General features: G+C 63.3%; 19 protein-coding genes. 5 read left to right on the top strand and 14 right to left on the bottom strand.

The window, feature by feature from the left end:
- The coding region (locus LB519_RS26655; RefSeq protein ID WP_224621572.1) for a VCBS domain-containing protein at nucleotides 1-2771 on the bottom strand (2771 nt) is incomplete at its 3' end.
- A 323-nt stretch (nucleotides 2772-3094) separates the two neighbouring features.
- On the opposite strand from LB519_RS26655, the gene LB519_RS26650 reads away from it, so the two are divergent.
- Nucleotides 3095-4024 carry a transglutaminase-like cysteine peptidase gene (locus tag LB519_RS26650; protein WP_224621571.1) on the top strand — a complete coding sequence of 310 codons (930 nt, stop codon included), beginning with the start codon at nucleotides 3095-3097 and terminating at the stop codon, nucleotides 4022-4024.
- Nucleotides 4025-4072: 48 nt separating this feature from the next.
- Here LB519_RS26650 and LB519_RS26645 read toward each other — a convergent pair whose 3' ends face one another.
- The 12 genes from LB519_RS26645 to LB519_RS26590 form a co-directional block, all read right to left on the bottom strand.
- Complete coding sequence (locus tag LB519_RS26645) at nucleotides 4073-4714, bottom strand: ribbon-helix-helix domain-containing protein (protein ID WP_024502654.1); 642 nt, start codon at nucleotides 4712-4714, stop codon at nucleotides 4073-4075.
- A complete protein-coding gene (locus LB519_RS26640) occupies nucleotides 4704-5993 on the bottom strand; it encodes an HlyD family type I secretion periplasmic adaptor subunit (RefSeq protein WP_063168901.1) in 1290 nt (429 codons plus the stop codon). Before LB519_RS26640 ends, LB519_RS26645 begins: the two co-directional genes overlap by 11 nt.
- Before the next feature lie 42 nt (nucleotides 5994-6035).
- Complete coding sequence (locus LB519_RS26635) at nucleotides 6036-8168, bottom strand: type I secretion system permease/ATPase (protein ID WP_013529845.1); 2133 nt, start codon at nucleotides 8166-8168, stop codon at nucleotides 6036-6038.
- A gap of 39 nt (nucleotides 8169-8207) precedes the next feature.
- The gene (locus LB519_RS26630) at nucleotides 8208-9656 is read right to left on the bottom strand and encodes a TolC family protein (protein ID WP_013529844.1); all 1449 of its coding nucleotides are present in this window, start codon (nucleotides 9654-9656) and stop codon (nucleotides 8208-8210) included.
- Between the two features lie 421 nt (nucleotides 9657-10077).
- Nucleotides 10078-10626: an invasion associated locus B family protein gene (locus tag LB519_RS26625; RefSeq protein WP_127369579.1), complete on the bottom strand. Its 549-nt coding sequence runs from the start codon at nucleotides 10624-10626 to the stop codon at nucleotides 10078-10080.
- Nucleotides 10611-11072: a DUF4189 domain-containing protein gene (locus tag LB519_RS26620; RefSeq protein ID WP_013529842.1), complete on the bottom strand. Its 462-nt coding sequence runs from the start codon at nucleotides 11070-11072 to the stop codon at nucleotides 10611-10613. Before LB519_RS26620 ends, LB519_RS26625 begins: the two co-directional genes overlap by 16 nt.
- Nucleotides 11073-11110: 38 nt before the next feature.
- Nucleotides 11111-11779: a hypothetical protein gene (locus tag LB519_RS26615; RefSeq protein ID WP_224621570.1), complete on the bottom strand. Its 669-nt coding sequence runs from the start codon at nucleotides 11777-11779 to the stop codon at nucleotides 11111-11113.
- Between the two features lie 13 nt (nucleotides 11780-11792).
- Entirely contained in the window at nucleotides 11793-12350 is a 558-nt protein-coding gene (locus LB519_RS26610) for an invasion associated locus B family protein (RefSeq protein WP_013529840.1), read from the bottom strand.
- 7 nt (nucleotides 12351-12357) lie between these two features.
- Nucleotides 12358-17364 carry a beta strand repeat-containing protein gene (locus LB519_RS26605; RefSeq protein WP_224621569.1) on the bottom strand — a complete coding sequence of 1669 codons (5007 nt, stop codon included), beginning with the start codon at nucleotides 17362-17364 and terminating at the stop codon, nucleotides 12358-12360.
- Nucleotides 17365-17563: 199 nt separating this feature from the next.
- A complete protein-coding gene (locus LB519_RS26600; protein WP_224621568.1) occupies nucleotides 17564-18076 on the bottom strand; it encodes a helix-turn-helix transcriptional regulator in 513 nt (170 codons plus the stop codon).
- Nucleotides 18077-18088: 12 nt separating this feature from the next.
- Entirely contained in the window at nucleotides 18089-18676 is a 588-nt protein-coding gene (locus LB519_RS26595) for a hypothetical protein (RefSeq protein WP_224621567.1), read from the bottom strand.
- 388 nt (nucleotides 18677-19064) lie between these two features.
- Complete coding sequence (locus tag LB519_RS26590) at nucleotides 19065-19265, bottom strand: hypothetical protein (RefSeq protein ID WP_013529836.1); 201 nt, start codon at nucleotides 19263-19265, stop codon at nucleotides 19065-19067.
- 308 nt (nucleotides 19266-19573) lie between these two features.
- Between LB519_RS26590 and LB519_RS26585 the strand changes: the two genes are divergently transcribed.
- The 4 genes from LB519_RS26585 to LB519_RS26570 all read left to right on the top strand — a co-directional run bounded on the left by LB519_RS26585 (nucleotide 19574) and on the right by LB519_RS26570 (nucleotide 23636).
- Nucleotides 19574-21037: a phospholipase D-like domain-containing protein gene (locus tag LB519_RS26585; protein ID WP_063173789.1), complete on the top strand. Its 1464-nt coding sequence runs from the start codon at nucleotides 19574-19576 to the stop codon at nucleotides 21035-21037.
- A gap of 108 nt (nucleotides 21038-21145) precedes the next feature.
- Nucleotides 21146-21994, top strand: coding sequence for an endonuclease/exonuclease/phosphatase family protein (locus LB519_RS26580; protein ID WP_013529834.1), 849 nt, complete (start codon nucleotides 21146-21148; stop codon nucleotides 21992-21994).
- A gap of 62 nt (nucleotides 21995-22056) precedes the next feature.
- Nucleotides 22057-22389, top strand: coding sequence for a hypothetical protein (locus LB519_RS26575; protein WP_024502663.1), 333 nt, complete (start codon nucleotides 22057-22059; stop codon nucleotides 22387-22389).
- Between the two features lie 386 nt (nucleotides 22390-22775).
- Nucleotides 22776-23636, top strand: coding sequence for a hypothetical protein (locus tag LB519_RS26570; RefSeq protein WP_164919874.1), 861 nt, complete (start codon nucleotides 22776-22778; stop codon nucleotides 23634-23636).
- Nucleotides 23637-23694: 58 nt separating this feature from the next.
- On the opposite strand, the gene LB519_RS26565 is transcribed toward LB519_RS26570, so the two are convergent.
- The gene (locus LB519_RS26565; protein ID WP_027161453.1) at nucleotides 23695-25209 is read right to left on the bottom strand and encodes an aldehyde dehydrogenase family protein; all 1515 of its coding nucleotides are present in this window, start codon (nucleotides 25207-25209) and stop codon (nucleotides 23695-23697) included.
- Between the last annotated feature and the right edge of the window lie 50 nt (nucleotides 25210-25259).

The raw sequence follows: 25259 nt of genomic DNA, 5'->3' as shown, positions 1-25259 counted from the left end.
CTTACCGGGTTCGACACGTTCGAACCGGTTGCCACGCCCGTCACCGCGCCGCCAGGTGCCGCGCCGTCGGCGCCCAGGACGTCCGCCGTCCCGTCCGTCAGCACGTTGCCCCCCACCGACGCGCCTTCCGACACGCTGTTGGTGTCGGCGTGCGCCGTCGGCACGTCGTCGACGATGTCGATGACGATGGCTGCCGGGGCCGACGACGAGGTGCCGTCAGAGACGGTGAGCGAGAAGCTGTCGGTCTCGGTGACTGCCGGAACGTCCGTGGTCGGGCTGGTCAGCGTGTACTGATAGGCAGCAACGCCGGTTGCCGGGTTGTAGCCGGTGATCAGCAGCGTGCCGTGGTCGCCCTGGAAGGCCGAACCGTTGAGGCTGCCAATGGCAACCGTGACGCCGCCGATGGTGACGCTCTGCACGTCGTCGAGCCCGTCGGCGTCCGACACCGTGAAGGTGCCTGTTGCAACCGTGCTGCCGTCGCCGGCCGCAGAACCCGCCGCCAGACCTGCTTCATAGACCTGGTCATGCGCGCCGGCCGGGTTGCCCTGGTCGACGACGATCTGCGGCACGTCGTTGGTGCCGTTGATGGTGATGGTCAGCGTTGCCGCATCGGTGTCGCCGTCGGCATCCTTCATCGTGTAGTTGAAGGTCTCGGTCAGCGTCTGGCCGGCGTCCAGCGCCTGCACCGCCGGATCGGCGTTGTTGAGCGTATAGGTGTAGGTGCCGTCGGGATTGGCCACGAAGGTGCCGTGCGCGCCCGTCGTCGAGCCATCCCAGCTGACGAAGCTCGTCGGCGTGTCGGCGCCCGGCTGGTTGTTGGCATGCAGGTCGTTGGTCAGCACATTGCCGTTGACCGGCGAAAGCGCGTCCTCGCTGATGCTGTTGGTGTCGTTGACCGCATTGGGCACGTCGTCGACGATGTCGATGACGATGGCTGCCGGGGCCGACGACGAGGTGCCGTCCGAAACGGTGAGCGAGAAGCTGTCGGTCTCGGTGACTGCCGGAACGTCCGTCGTCGGGCTGGTCAGTGTGTACTGATAGGCCGCAACGCCGGTTGCCGGGTTGTAGCCGGTGATCAGCAGCGTGCCGTGGTCGCCCTGGAAGGCCGAACCGTTGAGGCTGCCAATGGCAACCGTGACGCCGCCGATGGTGACGCTCTGCACGTCGTCGAGCCCGTCGGTGTCCGACACCGTGAAGGTGCCTGTCGCAACCGTGCTGCCGTCGCCGGCCGCCGAACCCGCCGCCAGACCTGCTTCATAGACCTGGTCATGCGCGCCGGCCGGGTTGCCCTGGTCAACGACGACCTGTGGGACGTCGTTGGTGCCGTTGATGGTGATCTCGACCGTTGTCGTCGAGGTGTCGCCGTCGCCATCGGTCAGCGTGTAGGTGAACGTGTCCGTCAGATGCTGGCCGGTGGTCAGCGCCTGGACCGCCGCAGCGCCGTTGTTCAGCGTGTAGCTGTAGTGGCCGTCCGCATCGATCGTGATCGAACCGTAACTGCCCGCCACGGCCGACCCGACATGGCCCGAGGCCGATGTGACCGTGCCTGCCTCGACGCCCGTTACCGTCGCCCCGTCCGCGCCCTTAACGTCGGCGACGCCGTCCGTCACATTCGCGTCCGCGCCGCCGCTGGCCGTGATCACGTTGCCGTCCGCGACCGTCGCGCCGTCTTCCGTCACGCTGTCCGTATCGGCAACCGCGGTCGGCACGTCGTCGACGATGGCGACGGCAAAGGTGGTGCTGGCCGAATCGCCGTCGACGTCCGTGACAGTGATGCTGAAATTGTCCGGAACCGTGTCGTTGGGATCGAATCCGTTCGTGTGCTCGGGATGAGTGACCGATTCGGTCACCGTGTAGTTATATTCGATGGCGCCGGTGCTCGGATTGTAGGAGACAATCGTCAGAAAGCCGAAATCGCCAGGAATCTGCTGGCCGACGCCGGTGACGGCGACACCGTTGATAACGATCGACCCGATTCCATCCGGTGCGTCGATGCTGATCGTTCCGATGCCTGAGGTTTCGGAATTGCTTGGCGCGTCGCTGCCGGGCGATTGTGTCTGGTTGCCATCGAGGCCGGTTTCACTGGCCGCTTCGGTCGGGGCAAGCAGTGACGTGGCCACCACTGAAACCGGCCTGTCGACGATGGACGGGAACAGTTCGCGGCGATCCAGAAGCCCAAACTGCAAGGCGGTCGGCGGCAGCAATGCCGACAGGTCGAACCCGTCGCCGATGCCGCCGGGGGGAACCGAGAAATCACCGCCTGCGCTTGAATTCGAACCGCCGGGGCCGGCCGAGATGGAACCGTCGGCGCCGAAGGCGACATCGACATGGCTGGCTTCCAGCGCCGCCAGCAGCGCAACGCGCGGCACCTCGACGTCGCCGATGATGAAGGTCGGCACGTTCAGGGCGCCATCCTTGATCACGATCACCGAGCCGTCGGCCTGCTCGAGCACAAGGTTTTGGCCGTCGACCTTAATGTTGTCGATGGAGGCGTTGGCCGGAAGCCTTACCACGTGGCTGGCGTCGGCTACATATTCGTGCTGCGCAGCTGCCGGCAGCGTCTTCGCTTCCGCGGGGGCTTCCGGCTTGACGGGCGCTCCGCCGCCGACATCGACCGGCACCGGTTCGGACGCTGCCGGTGCGGCCTGCTGCGTCGAATTTGCCTGTGCGACCCGGATCTCCGCCGGCGATGCCTGATCGCCGTGTTCACTGGACGCGGAATGCTCGTTCAAGGAACCCGAAAAGCTGTCCAACTCGATATTGTTCGTCATGGCTGAAACCCCTCCGATATTTACCGGATAGAGACAGCGGCCATTTCTACTTTGCAACTGCCCCCTAATCTATTTCATATACTATGATATGCATTGCTCGGCATTTTTTACACGTGGTAAACCGCGACAATATAACCTGATATATGCTGGCTTCCGGAGGCTTCCCTGACGGAGGACTGGCCGGGATTTTTTGGTAAATCAAAGTATAAAATTGAATAAAATTTTAAATAAAATAGATGAAGACAGTTGCTGGATATTTATCCACCTTCCTTTCCAATAATTTGAGACAAGATTGGTAGCGTCCACAGTCAAAGGTGGGCGTTATGAAAAAGCAAAAATCGGTTCCGGGGAAAACCGGGCTCCAGATGCTCCTGCTGGCAATCGGGCTTGTCGGCCTGGCGGGGCCGTCATTCGCGAGCGATATCGCCGCACCCGGCAGGCCCCAGGAGAAGGTCCAGACGCCGCCCTGTCTCGGCGGTGTTTCACTGACGAGGCCCCAGCCCTGGCAGCCTGCGGACGCTTACCGGATCGGTATGGTCACCGGCAGCTATAGCCCGGATGTCGACCGCGGGGACGGCTCGTCAACGGCGCGAGATGACGCCGGGATAGATCCGGTGCAGACCGCGTCGATTATTCCAGGGGTCTTCGGATCGGTTGCCTTGTCCATGCGCAATTTTCCCGTCGCGGCGCGCTGGGCGCCTGTCTACCGGGCAATCACCGCTTGTTCGGCAGGCAGCCCCTGCGAGCACAAGAGCACGGCTTTTGCCGGCATGATCGCTGCCGCTCAAGGCAAGGGATTCAGCGAGAAGCTGTCCTTCGTCAACAGCAGCGTCAATCGCCTGATCGCCTACAGGAAAGACAGCCTCGTCTACGGCAAGCTCGACTATTGGGCGAAGCCTTCGGAGATTCTCGAGCGGCGAGCCGGCGATTGCGAGGATTTTGCCATCCTCAAGATGACGGCCCTGCTGAGGGCCGGCATTCCGACGCAAAGCATGGCGCTTGTCGTCCTCCAGGATCGCAAGAGAGGCTTCTTTCACGCAGTGCTGTCGGTGAGCACAGGCAGCGGCACCTTCATTCTCGACAGCCTCAGCAACACCGTTATGCGTGACAGCGATCTCCCGGATTACGTCCCGCTCTATTCGTTCAGCACCGACCGGGCCTGGATCCACGGTTCAAGACCGGGCGGCGCCCAGATGGCCGACATCAAGGGCGGTTTCGCAACCGTCGCACCCGGCGAAGGTTTTCAGCCATAGGGTTTCGGCCAGTCCAAGCCATAGGTTCTCGCCAAGACTGGCGGGCATTCAGCCGCCGAAGACGAACGCCATCAGCAGTTCCGGCTCGAGCACCGGGGCCCGCACCGCATTCAACTGCCCCCGGTATCGACGGTCGCCCGCGCCGATGACAAAACCGGTGGCCACCGGCGATTCGCCATTGGCGTCGAGCCGCGTGAAGATATCGGCCACATTGAGGTCCAGCGCCAGCTTGAGGTCGTGCCGTGCGTCATCGCTTGGGGCGATCGGCAATTGGCGCTTGACCAGTTGCTGGAACGGCGCGTTGAACGACAGGATCTTCTTCGAAGAAGCCAGGGCAAAGGCCGGAGACGGGCACGCGACCAGTATGGCGTTGATGGTGTTGATCGATGCAAGCCTTCGCAAGGTCAGGTTTTCGTCGCCCAACCCACGCATGCAGGCCACCCTGATCGCGGATGTCAGATTGCCTGTCTGGGCCTGGCTTTCGGCGATCTCGTCGATGAGCATGCCGATCGTGCACTTCCTGCTTTCGGCCATCTGCTTCAGCGACATCCAGAATGCCCGCTCCAGACGAATGCCGCGCCGTATGCCACCGCGCGCCACGACCCGAAACTCCAGCCCGAAATCCTCGGCGGCGACTGGCGCAAGCAGCCGCTCGCGATCGGAATGATGAGGGCTGGCGCTACCGCTCACTCATCGCCTCCTCGCGCGCTTTGTTGATCGGCTTCAGGAGGTAGTGCAGGATCGTCTTGCGCCCGGTCTTGATGTCGACCGAGCAGATCATTCCGGGGATGATCGAATAGGCCTTGCCGTCTCTTTGAAGGGTCGATTTGTCCGTCGCCACGCGCACCTGATAATAGGGCTCCCCCGTTTTCTGATCGACCAGGCTGTCGGCTGTGATGTTGGAGACCTTGCCCTCGATGCCGCCGAAGATCGAGAAATCATAGGCGGTGACCTTGATAAGGGCTTCCTGGTCGGGCCGGATGAAGGCGACATCCCGCGGCGAGACCCGTGCCTCCACCAGCAACGTTTCGGAGGTTGGCACGATGCCGGCCACGACGGCGCCAGGCTGGACGAAGGCGCCGACCGTGTTCAGCTCCAGCGTGTTGACGATGCCGTCCACGGGAGACCGGATATCGGTGCGCGCGACCTTGTCGGTGGCTCCCCTTATGGTCTCATCCACCACCGAAAGGTCCGCCAGCGCCTGGGTAAGGTCGTCCAACGCCTCCTGCTGCAATTGCAGGCCGAGTTCCTCGACCTGAAGCTGGGCTTCCGTGATCGACGATTTGATCTTCTTTATCGTTTCGCCGGCAAGGTTCAGCTGGCCGTTGAGTTCGGTCTGCTCGCGCTCTACCCGGAGCTGCTCGGTCCTTGCCATCAGGCCTTTCTTGACCATCGCATCGACCAGTTTTGCCTCCTGGTCGCTGACCGCCAGGTTCTTGGTAAGACGATCGGAATTGGCCTCCGCCTCGGCAAGTTCCTTCTCGCGCTGATCGAGGCGTGACTTGAGCACGGACAGCTTGTTGTCGAAGTTCCCGCGCCGGGCGATGAGCAGCTTCTGTTCATTGTCGCAGATTTGCGGAGCGACCGACTGGATGTCCTGCGGGCACGGAAATGGGCCCGAGAGATTGCCGGCCTGTTCGTATTTCAGCCTTGCTATGCGCACTTCGAGCGCGCGCGCCTTGGCCTGCTGCTCGCCAAGGCTGGACGTGTTGAGCGTGTTGTCCAGGCGGATGATGAGATCGTTCTTCTTGACGACCTGGCCGATCGTCACGGCGATTTCCTGAACGACACCGGCCTCGCTCGCCTGGATGATCTGGGTCTTGGAAGCAGGTATGACCTTGCCGTCGCCCCGTGCGATCTCATCGACTTCGGCAAAGGACGCCCAGGCGACAAAAACGACGAAGAGCGCTCCGATGATGAATATGGACGCCGACGCAAACAGCGGCGGTCGATCTTCCCTGGCAAGCATTTCCCACGCCCCAACGCATTGGATGCAGCAATAATTGTTTTGTCAGGCGCTTGTTTTCTGCAACGCCTGTATGACTTGGTCCTTCGGTCCGTCGGCAACGATTTTGCCCTGTTCGATAACGATCAGGCGGTCGGCCAGCTCAAGCATGCTGAACCGATGTGTGGAGACGATCAGCGTGGTGTCGCGGTCAAAGGCGACTTTGAGCTGCTTGATCAACTGGCGTTCGGAAGCAAGATCCATCGAGCCCGACGGCTCGTCCAGAAAGACGATTTTCGGTTTGGTCAGCAGCAGGCGCGCGATTGCCACCGTCTGCCTCTGGCCGCCGGAAAGATTGGTGCCGCGCTCGCCGACATTCATGTCGTAGCCGCGCGGGTGGCGTGAAACGAAATCGTCGACGCCGGCCGCCTTTGCCGCTTCGATGATCTGTTCGTCTGTAGCCTCGGGGCATGCCATCAGGAGGTTTTCCTTGATGGTGCCCGAGAACAGGTCGCCGGCCTGCGCAACGATGCCGACCGCGGCGCGAACCTCGGACGGGTGATACTGGCGAATGTCGATCCCATCCAGCAGCAACTCACCGGAAGTCGGCAGGAAGAGCCGGCCGACCAGCCGACCCATCGTCGTCTTTCCCGATCCTATGCGGCCGATGATGCCGATCCGCTCACCCGGCTTGACCGAGAAATTCAGGCCGGTCAAAACTTCGTTTTCCGAGCCTGGATAGACAAACCCGACATTCCTGAACACCATCGCCCCCTTGCGGATGGGGCGGTTGACGAAGCCCACCGTGTCGGGCCGGTCTTCCGGTTGAGCCATGATCGAATTCACCATCCTCAGCGAGAGCATGGCCTGGCGGAACCGGGACAACGTTATGGCGATCTGGCCGAGCGGCGCCACGGCCCTGCTCGCCAGCATCACCGTTCCTATGATTGCTCCTGTCGAAACATGCCCTTCCGAGAAGGCATAGGCGCCGGCCACGACCAGGGCGACGGTCACCAGCTGCTGTATGGACTGGGTGATGTTGCCCGCCGCCGCCGAAAGCTGCTTGATCTTCTCGGACGTGTTGGCGGCGTTCTTGGAGTGCTCTCCCCATTTCCGCAGCAGATACGCCTCGGCGCGCAGCGACTTGATGGTCTCCAGCGTCGAGATCGATTCGACCAGCAGGGCCTGGCGCTGCGATGCTTCGTTCATCGAGGCGGCGACGCGCTTGCCGATGCGGCGCTGGGTGACCAGGCCGACGATGACGGACATCACGAAGGCCAGCGCCGGTATGATCACCAGCCAGCCGCCTATTGCATAGATCACAAGGAGAAAGACGAAGACGAATGCCGTGTCGATGAACACGCTTATGGTGTTGGAGGTGAAGAACTCCCTGACGAACTCATATTGCGTGACCCTGTTTGCGTATTCGCCGGTCGAGCCGGGGCGCGCCGAAAGCGACGAGTTCAGCACTTTTTCGAACAGCAGATAGGATATCCGCAGATCCGCCTTGCGCCCGGCATAGTCGATGAGGGAAGCCCTTGCCGTCTTCAAAAGCAGGTCGAACAGGATGACCGCACCGATGCCGAGAGCCAGGACCCACAGTGTCGATATCGCCTTGTTCGGCAGGATCCTGTCGTAGACGTTCATGGTGAAGATCGGCGAGGCTATGGCCAGCAGATTGATGAACACCGCCGCCAGGACGACTTTCGAGTAGGTGCGCCAGAAAGCGCCCATCGTCCCCGTAAGCCAATGTCTTCGCTCGATCCTGGCCGCCGAGCCGACCGACATGGTCTCGGCGGCATTGGCATAGGTGATCGAAAAGGAAGCGCCGCCGCTGATGTAGCTGGCGGCCAGTTCCGACCGGCCGATCGTGGTGCGGCCGTCTTCCTGGGGCGCGGTGATATACGCATCGCCTTCGCCTAGAGCCAGCAGGGCGACGGGCAATTGGCTGACGCGAAAGACGATGGCCGGCAGGTCGATACGCCCCCTGAGAAAATCGCGATGATTGAACTCGGTGACTTCCAGGCCGATGCGTTCGGCAAGGTGCCTGATGTCGTCGGCCGCAATTCGCGTGTCCGAGAGCGGCACGCCGGCAAACAGCACGGTCTCCGCGCTCGGCCTGCCGAGATATCCGGCAACGGCCGAGAAGCAGGCCTTGAACGCCTCCTTCGGGGAGAGGATGTTGGGTTGCTGGTTCACGATCTGCCCGTCAGGACGCTCGCTGGACCTTGTGCTGTCCTATTTCTTCCTCACCGGAGCGAGAATATCGAATGGCAGGTCGTTCTTCTGCTCCGATGGCGTCCGCGCATAGGTTTCTGTGTCCGCGGTTTCCGGTGCTGCGAACTCGGTGCGTGCATAGGCCGTCGCTTGCTTTGCCGGCTCGAGATTCATCGTTTTCAGCAACTGTCCGGTCGCGGCCAGGAGCCGGTACTGGGCAAACAGCGATGCGTAGGACGCGGTATCCGCCAGCGTTGCCGTGTTGAACCGTGTATTCTGCGCATCGAGCACGTCGAGCAGCGAGCGCTGTCCGACCTTGAACTGCTCGCGATAGGAAGCAACCAGCTTCTCATTGGCAGCGGCTTGTTGCCTCAGAGTCTTTGCCAGATCGGCTTGCCGGAAACGGCGATCCCATGAGGTGCGAACGGCTTCCTCGATTTCGCGCTGGACCTGATGCAGCGCGAGACGCTGTTCACTGGTGCGGCGGATCTGTTCCTGCTCGTTGGCCTTGTCGATGCCACCGCGGTAGAGGTTCCAGCGCAGGACCACGCGCGCCTGCAGGTCGGTGGTGTCGCCATCGTCGCCGTCAATGTCGGTTCCTGCCCGGGCCCGACCTTCAGCGATGATGGAGGGGCCAAATTTTGCCCGCGCAGCGTCCACGAGGGAGGCCGCCGCGTCGATGTCGCTGTTGGCCATGTGTACGCGCGGATTGCTTTCCCGCGCCAACCCTATCGCGTCGTCGAGCGAGCGCGGGAGTGCGGCCGAAACATCGCCGGGCCTCGAAGGGCTGGTCAGTGGCTTTCCGACGGTTTTGAAGAAGCGGATCTTGGCCGCTTCCAGTTCCTCGGTCGCCTCCTGCATGCGCGCCTTGGCGGCGAACAGCCGTTCCTCGGCCTGTTGCCGGTCGGCCTCGTTCAGCGCGCCGCCCGAGATGCCTTGCCGGATGTCGCCGAGAATTGCCTGGTGGAAGCCGAGATTCTTCTTCGCTTCGGCAACGATCGAGGCCTGCAGCATGTATTCCAGATAGTCCTGGACAACGGACAACCCGATGAATTCGGACCGTTCCAGAACGCGGAACGAAGCGCCGTCGACGCGCGATGCCTGACGGTTCAATTCGGCCCGCCTTCCGCCGCTGTCATAAAGCGTCTGCGAAACGGTAAGATCCGTTTCAGCCGGATAGAGCGCATCGCCTTCGATGGAAAGAGAGCGCCGGGACGGATTGTCGAGCCGGCGAACGCCAGCCGATGCCTCGACATCGACACTGGGAAGATAAAGGCCCTTGGCCTGCCGCAACTCGAACTCGATGGCTTCGCGATTTTCGATCGCCTGTCCAATCTCGGGATTGGACTCCACAGCGACAGCCATCGCCTCCTTGAGCGTGAGCGCGTGAGCACTGCCGCAGGTCAGCATGGTGGCCGCCATCAAAAGACCAAGGCGCCTGCCTATGGTCGACATGTTTGTCGTATTCATTAATCCCACCCTAACGTTTCCCCAGCGTCCTTTTCAGAGCGCTAACCAAGCCAAGGCCTGCCCGTCGGTGGATTATTCACAGATTCACGAAATATGTGAGCGATTATTGATTTAGAGATCGCTAAATAGCCTTTTTGGGCAACAAGGCTGCGAGATGTAGCAAAAATAGCACATAACGTCGGCTCGCTGCGGTTGTATCCGGACGCCGCATTCAGTGGGAAAGCACAAAAAACGGCAGGCCAGTGGGCCGGTATGGCCAGAATCATGGCCGGTTCGGATAGCGGCTGTCGATGATCCAACCTGAAGTTGAGCCCTTTTTCGGGCGCGTCCCTTTGGATGCCGCGCCCAAAAATACTCCATCGCGGCGGCCGGCGTACGCTTCATGTGGCTCACTGCGGCCAAAAGCTGGTCAGCGCGCACCCTAATTTGCGCTCAACGCCACCATGCGGTCGAGCGCCGCGGTCAGGCCGCGAAGCGACACAGGGAAGCTCAGCGGGGTCTCGGCGTCCGTCGTGACATTGAGCTTCAGCACCGAGCCTCCCCTCAGCTTTCCAAGCGTCGGCCGATCGATCGTAAAGACGGAGACGCAACCCGTCGGCAGGCAGGTCCTGAAGCGCTGCGGGGACAGCGGCGGTTGATCGTCGATCTGCAGCGTCACGCCCGGATCAAGGAGGATGCCGAAGGGCAGAAGCAGGGTAGCCGTCGTCGAACCGTCCGGGCGTGCCGCGATCTCCATGGCAAGAAGCCTCTGCCCGTTCTGCTGAACCTGGTCTTGCGCAAGCGAGCACACTCTCGCCTTTTCCCGTACCGAACAGGTCACGCTCCAGTCCTGATAGACCTCACGCAGCGATGAGGGTCCATCCGGGACAGCCGCCACCTGTTGCTGGGCAGACGCCGGCGACATCAATGAGAATAGAATTGCTCCACATGCGGAGACGGCCTTCGGGCCAAGCTTCATGTGCAGACCCATTCGCGGATCTTGCATTTCTCTCCCGTCGCCTCGCAGGCCTGCAAAGCGAGATCCTCCGCTTCCCGACGGGTCTCGGCCGAGTTCACGCCCCAGGGCGTGAAACGGTTCTCCACTTTGTCTGCCACGGCAAGCGCACCGCAGTGCTTGTAGGGAAAGCCGGTCTCGTCGTCATCATTCCAATGGCGATGGTTGCGGAAGACGGTGACGACGTTGCAGGCCTTTCCGCCTGCGTTCTCGCAATATTTCTGTGCGATGTCCTTCGCTTCCTGCCGCTTGTCGGCGCCCCAGAAGAAGCCGTATTTGCTATCGGCCTGCGAATAGGCAATGGCCGCCCATATGCCCTTTTCTTCCTGTTGCGGTTCCGATGGGGCCACAAGGTCGGCTGAGACGACTTGTCCGCTCCACAACAAGGTCAAGCCCAAAACTGCCAAAGCCTGCAATCTCATGGTCGGCATCCTTTCTTTGACCTCACTCGCTTCGCGTCCTACTTCGCCGCCGAAGCAAGGGAGATCACCACACAGCTTTTGCCCGTCGGCAGGAGAAGCGCTTCACCGGCATTGCCGCCGAGCTCGTAGACCTCGACCTGCCCGAGATGGTCGGTGATCTTGCTGCCCTGCGGCAGGATGGATGCGATGTCGGCGCACGGGCTGGCGAATGGCGCCACCCGCACCATCGCCCCTTCGCAACCCGTGGCGGTGGGCGATGCGAAGACGATGCCGGCGGCCGGTCCGCTATAGCGTTCCGACGCATAGTCCATGCCGACAAAGGCCTGGATGGCGTGCTTGTCGGCGGCCTGGTCGTTCCACAGGGATTTGACGCTGTATTTCGTGCCGGTCGTCAGGATCTGTCCGAGCACTGGATAGACGGTCGAGCAGGCCTGCACACCGGCCTGCTTGACATGCTCGAGGAAGGGCGTGTCCGGAAGCACGGGGGCCGCCGCTGTTGCTGCAGGTGCGGCCGTCGCGCCGCCGACCAGATTGGCGACCGCGGCGTAATTCCCGGCGGCGAAGCCAAGCCCCGCCACGACCAATCCCAGCAATGAATATCCGGCCAGGCGTGGCCAGCGCCGCCTTGGGGGCTCGGCCCGCCTCTGCCGATCCGCCTCGACGCTCGGAGTGCGTTTGGCGGACGTGAACTGGTCCTGCTGGCTCATGGTGGCGCCTCGGTTATTTGAGTGGTGAAAGGGCGTCTGACAGCCCCTTGAGCGTTGCGGTAACGGTGATCGTCTGCCCATCGACCGTCGAGTAGGAGATCGCCGGCGTCGCGTTCTGCGATATCTGCCGGCGCATGACGGGGCCGACCGGCAACATGCCGACACAGACCATTTCGTTGCAGCCGTTCAGCTGCACGTCGATCGGCTGCTTCTGTCCATCGAATTTCACGGACACCAGGCCATCGCTCCTGGCGTTCGGGGCGGTGCGCAGGATCATGTACGGCTTGCCGTCCTGGGTGGCGGCAAGCGACCAGCTGAAGGCCATCTTGCCGGACGCGTCCTCGATGATCTGCGAGACGTTGCAGACCTTCTTGCGGGCTTTGAGGTTCTCGTCGCAGATCAGCGTCCAGTTGTCGAATGGGCGTATGGTGCGCTGGTAGTCTCCGAGCTTCACCTCGGGCGGGAGCACCACGTCCGAAGGCTTGATCCTGTAGGTCGACGCGACCTGCCCGGCGGCCGGCACGAGGCCGCCGCAAAGCGCCAGGCAGGTCAGGGCAACAAGTCCTTTCATCCCTGCCTCAGTTCAAGGTGAAGCTGATGCCGGCGCCGACGCCGACATGCCCACCCGCTGCCGTGCCCGACAGATTGCCGCGGATGCGGCCGTCCTCGCTGGTGTAGCCCGCACCGAAGGCGAAGGCGCCTGCGTCGCGCCAGAGGCCGCCACCCGCCGCGACGCTCAGCTTTCCGGGCCGGTCGTCGTAGCGCAGCGAGGCGGCGGCGAGACCTATCGCGGCCGCCTGCCGGGCCTCGTCGCGGATGCCGTTGATGTCCGAATTGAGCTGGCCGAGCTTCTGGTCGGTATAGTCGTTGGCCTGCTGCAGGGTCGTGGCGGCTACCTTGTCGGTGTAGTCGTTGGACGTATCGATAGCGTAAGCCACGCGGTTGTCCGTATAGCTCTTGCCGGCGGTCAGGCCCTGGTTCATCTGGTCGACATTGACCGCATCGGTCCCTTTGACGCCGGGGCCGACATTGGAGATGACGACCGGCGCGTTGACGTCGCCACCCTGCAGCGTGATGGTGTTCGACTTGACGCCGCCCGGGGCGTCATAGGTCACCGCGTTCTGGGTGAGGTTTCCGACGCCGGCTTTCAAATCCTCGATCGCCGTGTTGGTGGCGTAGAGCTGCGAGCCGTTGATCGCATCCGTGCTGCCGGCATCGACGCGCCCGGCGGCGACGTTGGTGATCGTCCGCTCGGCGCCGGCATCGCCGACGCTGACGGTTCCGGTCGGAGTCGTTCCGGCGAAGGTGTAGGTCTTGCCGCCGATGACGGTGCTGGAGGTGCCGACGGCTGTCTGCGTCACCGAGCCGGAGCCGAGCGCCACATCGTTGGCGTTGTTGGCATGCGCACCCTGGCCGAGCGCGACGGCGCCCGCCCCGGTAGCCGTCGAGCCATGGCCCGCAGCCACGCTCTCGGCGCCGCTCGCCACGCTTTCCGGCCCGATCGCCACCGCGTTGGTGCCGCCGGCGATGCTGTCGGCCAGCGTCGAATTGGCGTGGAAGTATTTGATGCCGCCGCCATTGCTGATGGTGGTCAGGGCATTGTCGACGGCCGTCAGGCCGTCATAGACGGTCGAGTAGTTGTTGCCCTGGATAGTGTAGGTCGGGCCGGTGATCGAGCCGTCGGGATTGATCGTGGTAACGCCGCCGAACAGGTCGGTGACGTTTTTCGTCACGCCGCGCAACTGCGAGACGTTGACGCCGTCGGTGTCGGCCGAGCCCGCCGCGACATTGGTCAGCTTGCGTTCGGCCCCGGCGGCGCCGATCGACACCTCGCCGACCGAGGTCTGCGGACCGGCGAGCGCGAAGGCCGTGTAGCCGGCCTGCGCGCCGACCGTGGTGATGGATTGCGCACCGAGCGCCACGCTGTTGATGAAGGTGCTCTGGGCGCCGGCGCCGAGCGCCACCGACTGGACACCGGACGCCAGCGAATTGGTGCCGAGCGCCAGGCCGTCGGCCAGCAACACATGGGCGTTCTGGCCGATGGCCGTTCCGCCGGGCGCTGTCAGGTCGACGATGGCGCCATTGCCGATGCCGATGCCATTGTCGCCGTTGACGACAGTCGTCGGGCCGACCGCGACCGATTCCGCGCCGACCGCGAGCGAGTCGCCCGCCGCCGAATTGGCGTGGAAGTATTTCGTCGAGGTAACCGATACGGCAGCGATGGCGCCGGCGAGCTGGCGCACCGTCACTGCGTCTTGGTCCTGCGTGCCGTCGGCCACGTTGGTGATCTGCCGGTAGGAGTTGACATCGCCGACCGAAACGGCGCCGAGCAGCGTCTTGTCGCTCGTGTTGTACTGGATGAAGTTGGACGGACCGGCCGCGATCTGGCCGGTGGCCGGAGCGATCGCGCGATCGGAGATCGAACCCGAGCCCAGCGCCACGCTGCCGTCGGTGCTGGCCTTGCTGTCGCGGCCGAGCGACAGCGCGCTGATGCCGGTCGCGGTCGCATTGTAACCGACCGCTGTGGACCCGACGCCTTGGGCGAAGGAATCGGTCTGCGCCAGCCCGGCCTCGTTGGTGCGGGCGTAGCGGATGCCTATGCCGTTGGCATCGGTATAGGCCGTCGAGGTGTCGCCGGCGATGTTGTTGAACGTGTTGCCGAGATTGGTGACGGAACCGCCGATGGTGCTGAGCGTGGTGCCGATGGCGTCGACGGCCTGGTTGGTGGCGGCGAGCTGCGAACCGTTGATGGCATCGGTCGACGTCGAACTGATCCGTCCGGCGGCGACGTTGGTGATGGTGCGTTCGGCGCCGACCGCGCCGACGCTGACCGTCGAGGTCGGGTTGGTGCCCTGGAAGGCGTAGGTGGTGCCATTGATCACGGTGCTGGGCGTGCCGACGGCGACGTCGGTGACACTGCCTGAGCCGAGCGCCACGTCGCCCGCATTGCCAGCAGCAGAGCCGGCGCCCAGCGCGAGCGCGTTCTGGGCGACGGCATTGGCGCCTACACCAACAGCAGTCGCCTGAACGCCAGCCGCAAGCGAGTTCTGGCCGATCGCCGTGCTGGACGTGGCTGTGGCGGTGGCGTTGGCGCCAATGGCGGTGCTGTATTGGCCCGAGGCCTTGGAGATGTACCCCAGTGCCGTTGCGTCGAGCGCCGACGCGACGGCGCCACTGCCGATGGCCGAGGCGTTGGCGTCGGAGGCGCTCGAATTGACGCCGGCCGCGATGGCGTTCGTCCCCGTCGCGGTCGCGACGGGTCCGATGGCGACCGAGTCCGTACCAGTGGCCGAGGAGTCCGCCGCCGTCGAGTTGGCGTGGAAATATTTGATGCCGCCGCCGACGTTGAGATTGTTGACGACGGCGCCGATGGCGTCCACCGCCTGGTTGGTGGCGGCGAGCTGCGAGCCATTGATCGCGTCGGTCGATGTTGAACTGATCCGCCCAGCAGCGACGTTGGTGATGGTGCGTTCGGCGCCGGGTGCACCGATGCTGACCGTCGAGGTCGGATTGGTGCCCTGGAAGGCGTAGGTCGTTCCGTTGACCACACCGCTGGCCGTGCCGACCGCCGTAGTGGTGACCGAGCCCGAACCAAGCGCGACATCGCCGGAGCTTGCCGCCGCCGTCGCGCCATCGCCCAGTGCGACGTTCCCGGCGAGGCCGGCCGCGCCCGCCGTCGAGCCGTTGCCCAGCGCCACCGAGCCTTGCCCGATCGCCTTGTTGCTGTTGCCGATGGCGACAGCGCCGTTGGCCATATTGGCCGCGGTGGCGGTTGCCGTGCCATCGCTGTTGGCGATGTTGTTGGCGCCGCCGGTGAAGGCGCCGGTACCGCTGGCGTAGCTCGGATCGCCGATAGAGACGGCGCCGTCGCCAAAGGCGGTGTTGCCGGACCCGATCGAGACCGCCTTGCCGCCGGTCGCCACCGCATTGGTGCCCATGGCCACCGCCTCGGCGGAATCGGCCTTGGCGCTCGTGCCCATGGCGATGGCGTCCTGCGCGCTCGCATTGGCCGACTTACCAACCGCGGTGCTGTTTATGCCGCTTGCCGTGGCGCCCAGGCCCAGCGCGCTCGCGCTCGCGGCGGTCGCGGCGGCGTTGTTGCCGAGCGCCGTGGCCGAGACGTCAGTGGCCTTGGCTCCCGAACCGGCAGCGACCGAGCCTACGCCGCTCGACGTGGCCGAATTACCCATGGCCAGCGCGAAATTGCCTGAAGCCACGGCGACGTTGCCGAGTGCTGCCGAGTTTTGCGCCGTTGCATTTGCCTGGGGACCAATGGCGACTGCATTAGCCGCTGTGGCTTGGGCCTGGAAGCCGACGGCGGCCGAGCTGGCGCCGCCAGCCGAGGTGCCAATGCCGAGTGCGGTGCTGCCGACACCGCCGGAACTGGCATTGACACCAGCAGCGAGAGAATTGTCTCCTGCCGCATTCGCCCCGGATCCGAGCGAGGAGGCGTTTGCGCCGCTGGCAACGGCCGTATTGCCAACCGCCGTGCTGGCGTCGCCACTCGCAACCGTGGTAGCGCCCACGGCAGTGGCGAAAGCGCCGGAAGAGAGCGAATTGGTGCCGATGGCGATGCTGTTGGGCAGGGCCGTATTGGCTTGCACGCCCGCCTGCGCACCCAGGCCGAATGCGATGGACTGGTTGCCCCAGGCGCTGGCGTTCCGACCCATCGCCGTGGCGCCCGTCCCCGTTGCCTTACTTTGGCGTCCGATCGCAGTGGCATCAACCTGAGAAGCTGTAACATCGGTGCCGATGCCGATGGCGCTCTGGGCCAGCGCTCCCGTTCCGGCGGCGGTGCGCGAGCCGAGATAGACGGCGTTTATCGCGGTTGCGGTCGCCTGGAAGCCGACGGCGACGGCGTTCTGCTGGCTAGCAACAGTGCTGGTGCCTTGTGCAACAGTATCCAGCCCGGACGCCGCTGCGAACTGTCCAATCGCAGTGCTGCGCAGCCCGCTGGCTACGGATCCGTAGCCGGCGGCAAACGCATAGTTGTTGTTGGCTGTAGCCGAGACGCCGACTGCGGTGGAATTCCCGCCCGAAGCGTTGGCGTTGGTGCCCAGCGCGCTAGCCCCGGCTCCAGTGGCACTGGCGGCAACACCGATCGCTACCGTATTGATGTTGTTCGAGATCGTGCCGGACCCGATCGCCACCGCGCCGCCAGTGCCCATGGCCGACGCAGTCCGGCCGATTGCGATCGAGTATTGAGCCGTTGATTGGGCTTGGAAGCCGAGCGCTACCGCCCAGTTAAGGCTGGCGGTTGAGCCATTTCCGATCGCTACGGCCTCAGGCGCGGTCGCGGACCCACCACCGGCTTGATATTGTGCCAGAGCCGGCGTCGCGGCCATGCCGATCGCGAAGGCGCCCAGGGTTGCGGCCGCCGCCGACATCCCGCCGACGCCCAGCGTTCCCAGCCCCAGGCGCTTGCGCCCCATGCCGAGCGCACGATGCGCCATCCGCAACACCGCCATCAGGCGGCGGCGAACCGAGCGGGAGCGAGCATCGGCATTCGCGATCCAGTGCTTGGCGAAATGCGCCGCGCGACGCTGAACAAGAAGCGAGCCGTTCGAAATCTGATTGTCGGTCATGGTCCCTCTCCGCTGGCCGGCACGAAATGTCTGACAATTCCGCTCGATCGCAGGAAGACATGATTCCTGCCCGCGGTATTTCACGATATTGCTGTCTTGTGAGAAAAGATCGGAGCAAACCGGCATAGGTTAACGGCTCGTTACCTCTGCCAACGCTTTAGAACCAAGTAAACGAGCAAGTCCATAAGCTCCGTCTCATCTAACCTTGGCGTTTAAGCTTGCCGACCCGTAGCTGCAGCGGCGTTACCTGCCGGTATTTCTTCATGGCGGTGGTAAAATGGCTCTGGCTCGAAAATCCGCAGGAATGAGCGATATCCGTGATGGTCATGCGGCTGTCGGCAAGCAGCCTTTCGGCGAGGTCCAGCCGCAAGTCGAGGACGTATTGATGCGGCGGCACCCCGAACGTCTTCGAGAAAGCCCGCATGAAGTGATAGGGTGAAAGACCGCAAACCGCGGCCATCTCGGCAAGCGCAAGCTTGCGCGTGAAGTTCTCGTTCAGGAATTCCTGCACGCGGCGCGTGCTGCGCACGGAAAGCCCGCCTTTTGCGTTGAGCGTCGGTTGTCGCGGATTGGTTCCGGAAACCGCTCCGGGGACACCATCATCACCCGGCATTTTTCGCCCTCCTGATTCGTCCCAGATGAGGTTCAACCCTAGGCTTCCTTCCGCGTTCCCCTGAAAAACAATTCGTGATTGATCGAAGCCGACCGGCATCGCCAACCCCATTCATGAGAACGTTCCGGCCGGACGGCGTACAACGCGCGGACTGCATGACATTCCAGACGATTCCTGCGGAGCTTGGGGCGGATTTGCAGCAAGATGTATTCTGGAAAACGCCGCAAGGCGCCTGTTGCGGCCTGGGTGGGTGCGCAGCAGATCGGCCGGGTCGACCGTGCCGAAAGCAGGCGGATCGAGTTCGGCGAGATCGAATTCATGCACGGCCAATTGCGCCAGCGCTTCGGGAGCGATGGAAACGACGGCGTTCTCCCGGGTCAGGGACCAGGCCGGCTTGCTATCCACACCCGCCGGATTGACGACGCGACATCCGGTCGGCGTATCGTACCGCGTGATCCGGTCGCTGCCGAGCAAGGCTCTCGATCGGCGTGCGGGCCGCAGCGCAATTCCAGTGGAATGCTCTTTGGCCGGGAATGTCTGCGAGACGAGATCGCGGGCGGAGTCTATGACACTCCGCGCCGCGGTGGCCCTCCAGGGGCCTGCGCTTTCAGGGATTATGTCCAGGACATATCGAGCTGTCCGTTCTCGATTGACGCCCTGGGAATTGCCGCCTTCCCGAGCATCGTCCGTATTTTCCATTGCCTGGCCTCAGCCGCTTGTCTGCCGCCTGAAATCCCCCTTAGCCCGACCCGGATCCAACGTAACGCACATGCTGCGGATAGTGAATAACATCCGTACGCAAACAAAAAATTTTGTTCGGGATAAAAGCCCTCGGGGCGAGGAACCCAGGCCTTTAGGTCGCGACTACGGGTCAACAGGTCCCTCTGGACCCTTCGGCGCATTGGCTGACGGAGCATCAAACGAAAAACCCGCCTGCTCGGCGGGTCACTGGCGCAAATCAGCACCATGCACGAATATATACCTTAGCTGAGATCACCGTGTCAAGAAAAAATTCCTATCGCGAAAAGCTGCCGACGCAAAAGCCGCGACACCGCCAGCAATGCAGAGCTACGAGATTGGCTACCGGTCATTGCAGATCGTCGCGACGATTCTCATACAAATCCCATGCAAGTTCGACAAACCCCAGAAGAACGTCCTCCTCGCTCCATCCGGCAGCGACGGCCGCCTGGACGATCTCGCGGACGAGAGGCAGCAATTGGCGTTGGCATTCTGCCGACGTGTCGGCAACTACGTCATCGCCGGGAGGTTCATCGAAGTTGAATTTCATCGTTAGGCGCCCCCCTCGCCATCAATCAAAGTGTTCATATCATTAAGTTCATTCATCCTGATATACAATAGAGGTCGCACCAAAGCATAAGAGGCTTCGGAGGCTCTGAGCAGAACAGGATGATGCCAGGCTCTATGCTTCCGCTAGGTCAGGTTTGTCCTTCTGAACAGGGTCCGTCGGGAAGCTTCTACCCATCAATCTCTGCGGCTGGTCGAAACCTTCGGCCAGGGCCGCATGCCACCATCCGGCGAATGCGCGGCAGGACCGGCCGCATTGCCTTCTGCAACCGCTCGCTGGATAGTCTCGGCATGTTGGCGACCCTGGCGACTCACTGGCCGCAAATTCTGGCGATCATCTCCGTGGCGATGGCGACGGTCGGCATCGTCCATGCCGTCATGACCAAGGAAGATGTGCGCGCCGCCACCGGCTGGGTCGGCGTGATGGTGCTGTCCCCGATCCTCGGCGTGCTGATCTACGCCGTCGCCGGCATCAATCGCATCCGCCGTGCCACGATCACCGCCCAGCGCCCGTTTGCCGACGGCGTGGTGTCCGCCAAGCATGAGCGCGACGTCGCTGTCGAAGAGGCCCTGATCGTCGAGCGATACGGGCAACGGTTCACGGGCTTGCGGACACTCGGCGACAGGGTGGCGCGGCGCGCGCTCAACCCTGGAAACGCAATCGATGTGCTGGAGACCGGCGACGAGGCCTATGCCGCCATGTGCGCGGCGATCGACGGCGCCGAGCGCAGCGTCCTGCTCGAGACCTATATTTTCGACAATGACGCCGTCGGCCTGCTCTTCGTCGAGGCGCTGGCCGGCGCCGTCCGGCGCGGCGTCACCGTCCGCGTGCTGATCGATGCCGTCGGCGCCCGCTACTCGGTGCCGAGCATCCTGGGGCATTTGCGCGAGGCCAACATCCCCGCCGATGTCTTCAACGGCAACATCGTCATGGGCCTGCGCCTGCCCTACGCCAATCTGAGGACCCACCGGAAGATCCTGGTGGTCGACGGCATCGCCGCCTTCACCGGCGGCATGAACATCCGAAAAGGCTTCTCCGCCGAATTCGCCGGCTCCAACAGCGCCAGGGACACACATTTCCGGGTGACCGGCCCGATCGTCGCCGACCTCTTTTCGGTCGCCGCCGAAGACTGGCGCTTCGCCACCAACGAGGCGCTGAAGGGCGACGCCTGGCGCATTGCCCCGCTGTCGCCATCGCCAGGCGCACCGATGATGGTGCGGGCAGTCGCTTCCGGCCCGGATGCCAGCAACGAGACCAACCACAAGCTGCTGATCGGTGCGTTCTCGGTCGCCCGCAAGTCCATACGCGTGATGTCGCCCTATTTCCTGCCGGATCGGGAACTGATCAGCGCCCTGATCACCGCCGGCAGGCGCGGGGTCGAGATAGACATCGTGGTGCCGGCGGTGAACAATCTCTTCCTCGTCGACCGCGCGATGATGGCGCAGTTCGATCAGGTGCTCAAACACTATTGCCGTGTCTGGCGAACCGAGGGACCATTCGACCATTCGAAGCTGCTTTCGATCGACGGCGTGTGGGCCTATGTCGGATCTTCCAATCTTGACGCCCGATCGCTGCGGCTCAATTTCGAGATCGACTTGGAGGTGCTCGATGCCGGCTTTGCCAGCGAGATCGAGGCGCGGATCGGGTCGGCGATCGCCTCCGCCGTGCCGGTAACGCTGGAAGCCTTGCGAGCCCGGCCGTTCCTAATCAGGCTGTTCGACCGGGCATTGTGGCTCGGTTCACCCTATCTCTAAGGCGGAGGTGCGCTTGAGGAACTCGTCTGTCATGGAACATACGCCGAAATTGCCTATTTTGACTGAATCCGGCTTCTGAATTGAAGCCAGCGAGAACGAGCAGCACAGATGCACAGAATTGGACGCAGCCTCCCGGCAAGCATGCTTCTGTCCCTTCGTGACCGCCGGATGCAGAAAGCTAACGCCGCCGCACTCAAGACGACAGCCACCACCGGCACGCTGGTTGCCTCCTACAATGTCCATAAATGCATCGGCGTCGACAGGAAGTTCGATCCGGACCGGACCATCCGCGTCATCCGCGAAATCGATCCGGATGTCATTGCCCTGCAGGAAGCCGACAACCGCTTCGGCGACCGTGATGGTCTTCTCGACCTGCCGCGGCTCGAACGGGAAACCGGACTGGTTCCGGTGCCGATTTCCGCTACCGGCAAGGGCCATGGCTGGCATGGCAACGTCTTGCTGTTCAAGAAGGGCGTCGTTCGCGACGTGCACCAGATCAAGCTTCCGGGGCTGGAGCCGCGCGGCGCGGTGGTGGCGGAGATCGACCTCGATGGAAGCCGGACGCTGCGCATCATCGCCGCCCATCTTGGCCTGCTGCGCCGCTCCCGCTCCCAGCAGGCGCGCGTCGTGCTCGACCTGATGAACAGCCCGGACGAAAGACCGACCCTGCTGCTCGGCGACCTCAACGAATGGCGGCTTGGCAACCGCTCCGCTCTCAACACGCTGCATGCGACGTTCGGCCCGCAGCCGCCGGCGGTCCCCACCTTCCCGTCGAACCTGCCGCTGCTGGCGCTCGACCGGATCATGGCCAACCGGCATGGCATGATTGCCGCCATCGACGCGCATGACACGCCGCTTTCACGCGTTGCCTCCGACCACCTGCCGCTGACGGCTTTCGTGCGCCTGGAGCGGGTGGACGATAACGCCTTGATGTCTCCCGCGTCGCAAAGAGTGTAAAATTAGTCGGAACGCCCAGTTCTTCCGCGAGTTACCATGTCTTGAACGTGTAGGAGGACGAGATGAAGAAGTTGATTCTGGCTTCCCTGTTGGCATTGGCCGCGACAGCGGCGATCACTGCGCCGACGCGAGCGGCAAGCGTGACCATCCAGTCCGACGACGACAGATATCTGCCGGATGACGATTCCGACAGTGGGATCGTTATTCGCCGTCATCACCGCGATCGCTATTCCGACAATCAGTATGATGGCGACCGGAACGTTCAGTATGACGATGGCGAATACCGGTACGGCGAATATCGCCGCCACCACCGGCATCATCGCTGCCATATCGAACTGGTCAAGCACTGGCGCCACCACCACAGGGTGATCGAAGAGGTCCGCGTCTGCGGCTGATCCTGATCGAACCAACCGGCCGGCCAAAGCCGGTCGGTTTGGTCGCGTATGGTGGCGAGAGATGCCGCCATCGACCAGTTGGAAACGCTACTGCAGACGACTGACGCGCGGCGCGGTTCGCGCAGCTGGATTACCTGGCTGATCTTGTCGCGATTGCGCTTGGCCCGGTAACTCACTCTCCACCATCCTCGTCAAGCCGCAGATCACCGGCGCGCTTCCCAGGGCATGGCAATCGGCTAGCCGATCCCACCATGGACCGGTCGTTGCCCGACCCGTGTTCGGGTTGGGCTTGCTCTTCGCATTTGGTGCCTCTGGACACAGCCGTGGAAGGCTGAAAAATGTGGAGCGCAACTCGGCTTTTGGAGTTGAACCGGAACACCAGGAGGATGGCGCTGAAATTGGAAGATATTGCCGGCCATCCGGCGTTGCATCGCTACGTTCAGGAACAGTCCCTGGCGCTGATCCGAATCTATGAGGAGAGCCCTCGCCTGGCTTCCATTTTCGCCACGCAGCAGCGTTGGCTAATGGGTCATGTCGGCCTCGCCATGCATTTCAGGCGCGATCCGCACGACCGCCGCAAGGAACTGACGGTATCGCGGTTCATCGAGTTCGTGCACCAGCATGCGGTCGCCAGCCGCAACACGGCGGACGCTTTCATCAAGGAGATGCTGCACTACCACATCGCCGAGTATGTGTCGGGTGGCGACGGCCGTACGCACCCTTTGCAGCCGACGGCGGCAACCGTGCAGACCTTTACCGGCTGGGTCCTTGCCCATCTGCGGACGCTGGATCGCCTCGACGGCGCTGACCGCTTGACCAGGTTCCTCGAACACCCCGAGATGGTTGCCGGGCTGCAGCCTCTGGTGGCGGACGGCCTGCTTGCCTCCAAGCCGGTGCGCGAACCCAACCAGACCTTTTCGCTGTTCATCTGGCTCAACAATGGCGGCATCGTCATGGACTGGCTGATGTCAGGCATCGACCCCGATCACGCCGGCTTGGACCAGATTCCGACCAGCGTGGTTTCGATCGGAGATTTCGCCAAATGGCTCAAGCTCTCGCGGACCCATCTGGCCCGCAAGCTGCGCGCTGCCGAGAATCTCGGCAGCATCGGCTGGCTCGGCCAGCGCGGCCATTCGGTGATGTGGGTGTCGAATACATTCTACCAGGAATACATGACAGTCCAGGCGGCCAAACTGGCCATCGTTGACACCGCTTTCAATGCCTGTTTTCCGCCGGCTGGAAGCTGATCGGTGCGGCCCGTAACGGGGATGCCTTTCAATGCGGGCGATCAAAATCCCGAAGTTCTCAGTCGATGTCGAACGACACGCCCTGGGCGAGCGGTAGCGCCTTGGAATAGTTCACCGTGTTGGTGGCGCGCCGCATATAGGCCTTCCATGCGTCGGAGCCGCTCTCGCGGCCGCCGCCGGTTTCCTTTTCGCCGCCAAAGGCACCGCCGATCTCGGCGCCCGACGTACCGATGTTGACATTGGCAATGCCGCAATCCGATCCGTCGACACCCAGGAAACGCTCGGATTCCTGCAGGTCGCGGGTGAAGATCGACGACGACAGGCCTGCGCCCACGGCATTGTGCTCGTCGAGCACGGCGTCGAAATCCGAATATTTCATCACATAGAGGATCGGCGCGAAGGTCTCTTCCGTGACAGGGGCCACCTGCTTGGGCATCTCGACCAGCGCCGGGTGCACGTAATAGGCATCCGGGTGCCCGTTCTCGACCCGCGTGCCGCCGGTCACCTTGCCGCCATGGGCGGCGGCTTCCTTCAGCGCCTTCTGCATGGCCTCGTATGCCGCCTTGTCGATCAGTGGCCCGACCAGCGAGGAGGTCTCCAGCGGATTGCCGACAGACACACTCTCGTAAGCCTTCTTGAGGCGCGGAACCAGGGCGTCGTAGACGCTGTCATGCACGAACAGGCGCCGCAGCGTCGTGCAGCGCTGGCCCGCCGTGCCCATTGCTCCAAAGGCAATCGCGCGCAGCGCCATGTCGAGATCGGCGCTCGGGCAGACGATGCCGGCATTGTTGCCGCCGAGTTCGAGCACTGCGCGGGCAAAGCGCTTGGCCAGCCGCGGGCCGACGTCGCGGCCCATGCGGGTCGAGCCGGTCGCCGAAACCAACGGCACTTTGGGGTGATCCACCAGGATCTCGCCGACGGCGCGGTCACCGATCAGCACCGGCGCCAGGCCATCAGGTGCGTCCGCGCCGAAGCGCTTGACCGCACGCTTGAAGATGGCCTCGCAGGCAAGTGCGGTCAGCGGCGTCTTTTCCGACGGCTTCCACACCACCGCGTCGCCGCAAACAAGCGCCAGGGCGGCATTCCAGGACCACACAGCGACCGGGAAATTGAAGGCGGAAATGACGCCGACGACGCCGAGCGGATGCCAGGTTTCCATCATCCGATGGCCCGGGCGCTCGGTGGCGATGGTCAGGCCGTACAATTGCCGGGACAGGCCTACGGCGAAATCGCAGATGTCGATCATCTCCTGCACTTCGCCGAGCCCCTCGGACGGGATCTTGCCGACCTCGATCGAAACCAGCCGGCCAAGCTCGGCCTTGTGCGCGCGCAGTTCCTCGCCGAGCAGCCGCACCAGTTCGCCACGCCGCGGGCCCGGCACCATGCGCCAGGCCTGGAAGGCCTTGTGCGCGGCATCGATCACCTTGGCCGCGTCAGCCGGTGAGATCGTCTTCAGCGCCGCGATCTGCTCGCCCGTCACCGGGCTGCGCACGATCAGGTCGCCGCCGACGAGCGCTTCCTTGGCCACGCCCAGTTTCGCCAGCAGTTCGGTCGTTTCCTTGCCTATCGTCATTCTTGTCCCTTTCAGATCCCGTCGCCATCATATGGCGCTGGGTTAAGCCT

The sequence above is a fragment of the Mesorhizobium sp. AD1-1 genome, assembly GCF_020164655.1.
Classification (GTDB): domain Bacteria; phylum Pseudomonadota; class Alphaproteobacteria; order Rhizobiales; family Rhizobiaceae; genus Mesorhizobium; species Mesorhizobium ciceri.
This window is presented reverse-complemented; position numbering and strand designations above follow the sequence as displayed.

Bases quoted from the DNA above. Each gene is read 5' to 3' on its own strand.
- LB519_RS26650 (WP_224621571.1), top strand. From the start codon at position 3,095: ATGAAAAAGCAAAAATCGGTTCCGGGGAAAACCGGGCTCCAGATGCTC.
- LB519_RS26640 (WP_063168901.1), bottom strand. From the start codon at position 5,993: ATGCTTGCCAGGGAAGATCGACCGCCGCTGTTTGCGTCGGCGTCCATA.
- LB519_RS26630 (WP_013529844.1), bottom strand. From the start codon at position 9,656: ATGAATACGACAAACATGTCGACCATAGGCAGGCGCCTTGGTCTTTTG.
- LB519_RS26625 (WP_127369579.1), bottom strand. From the start codon at position 10,626: ATGGGTCTGCACATGAAGCTTGGCCCGAAGGCCGTCTCCGCATGTGGA.
- LB519_RS26620 (WP_013529842.1), bottom strand. From the start codon at position 11,072: ATGAGATTGCAGGCTTTGGCAGTTTTGGGCTTGACCTTGTTGTGGAGC.
- LB519_RS26615 (WP_224621570.1), bottom strand. From the start codon at position 11,779: ATGAGCCAGCAGGACCAGTTCACGTCCGCCAAACGCACTCCGAGCGTC.
- LB519_RS26610 (WP_013529840.1), bottom strand. From the start codon at position 12,350: ATGAAAGGACTTGTTGCCCTGACCTGCCTGGCGCTTTGCGGCGGCCTC.
- LB519_RS26605 (WP_224621569.1), bottom strand. From the start codon at position 17,364: ATGACCGACAATCAGATTTCGAACGGCTCGCTTCTTGTTCAGCGTCGC.
- LB519_RS26600 (WP_224621568.1), bottom strand. From the start codon at position 18,076: ATGCCGGTCGGCTTCGATCAATCACGAATTGTTTTTCAGGGGAACGCG.
- LB519_RS26595 (WP_224621567.1), bottom strand. From the start codon at position 18,676: ATGGAAAATACGGACGATGCTCGGGAAGGCGGCAATTCCCAGGGCGTC.
- LB519_RS26590 (WP_013529836.1), bottom strand. From the start codon at position 19,265: ATGAAATTCAACTTCGATGAACCTCCCGGCGATGACGTAGTTGCCGAC.
- LB519_RS26585 (WP_063173789.1), top strand. From the start codon at position 19,574: ATGTTGGCGACCCTGGCGACTCACTGGCCGCAAATTCTGGCGATCATC.
- LB519_RS26580 (WP_013529834.1), top strand. From the start codon at position 21,146: ATGCACAGAATTGGACGCAGCCTCCCGGCAAGCATGCTTCTGTCCCTT.
- LB519_RS26575 (WP_024502663.1), top strand. From the start codon at position 22,057: ATGAAGAAGTTGATTCTGGCTTCCCTGTTGGCATTGGCCGCGACAGCG.
- LB519_RS26570 (WP_164919874.1), top strand. From the start codon at position 22,776: ATGGCGCTGAAATTGGAAGATATTGCCGGCCATCCGGCGTTGCATCGC.
- LB519_RS26565 (WP_027161453.1), bottom strand. From the start codon at position 25,209: ATGACGATAGGCAAGGAAACGACCGAACTGCTGGCGAAACTGGGCGTG.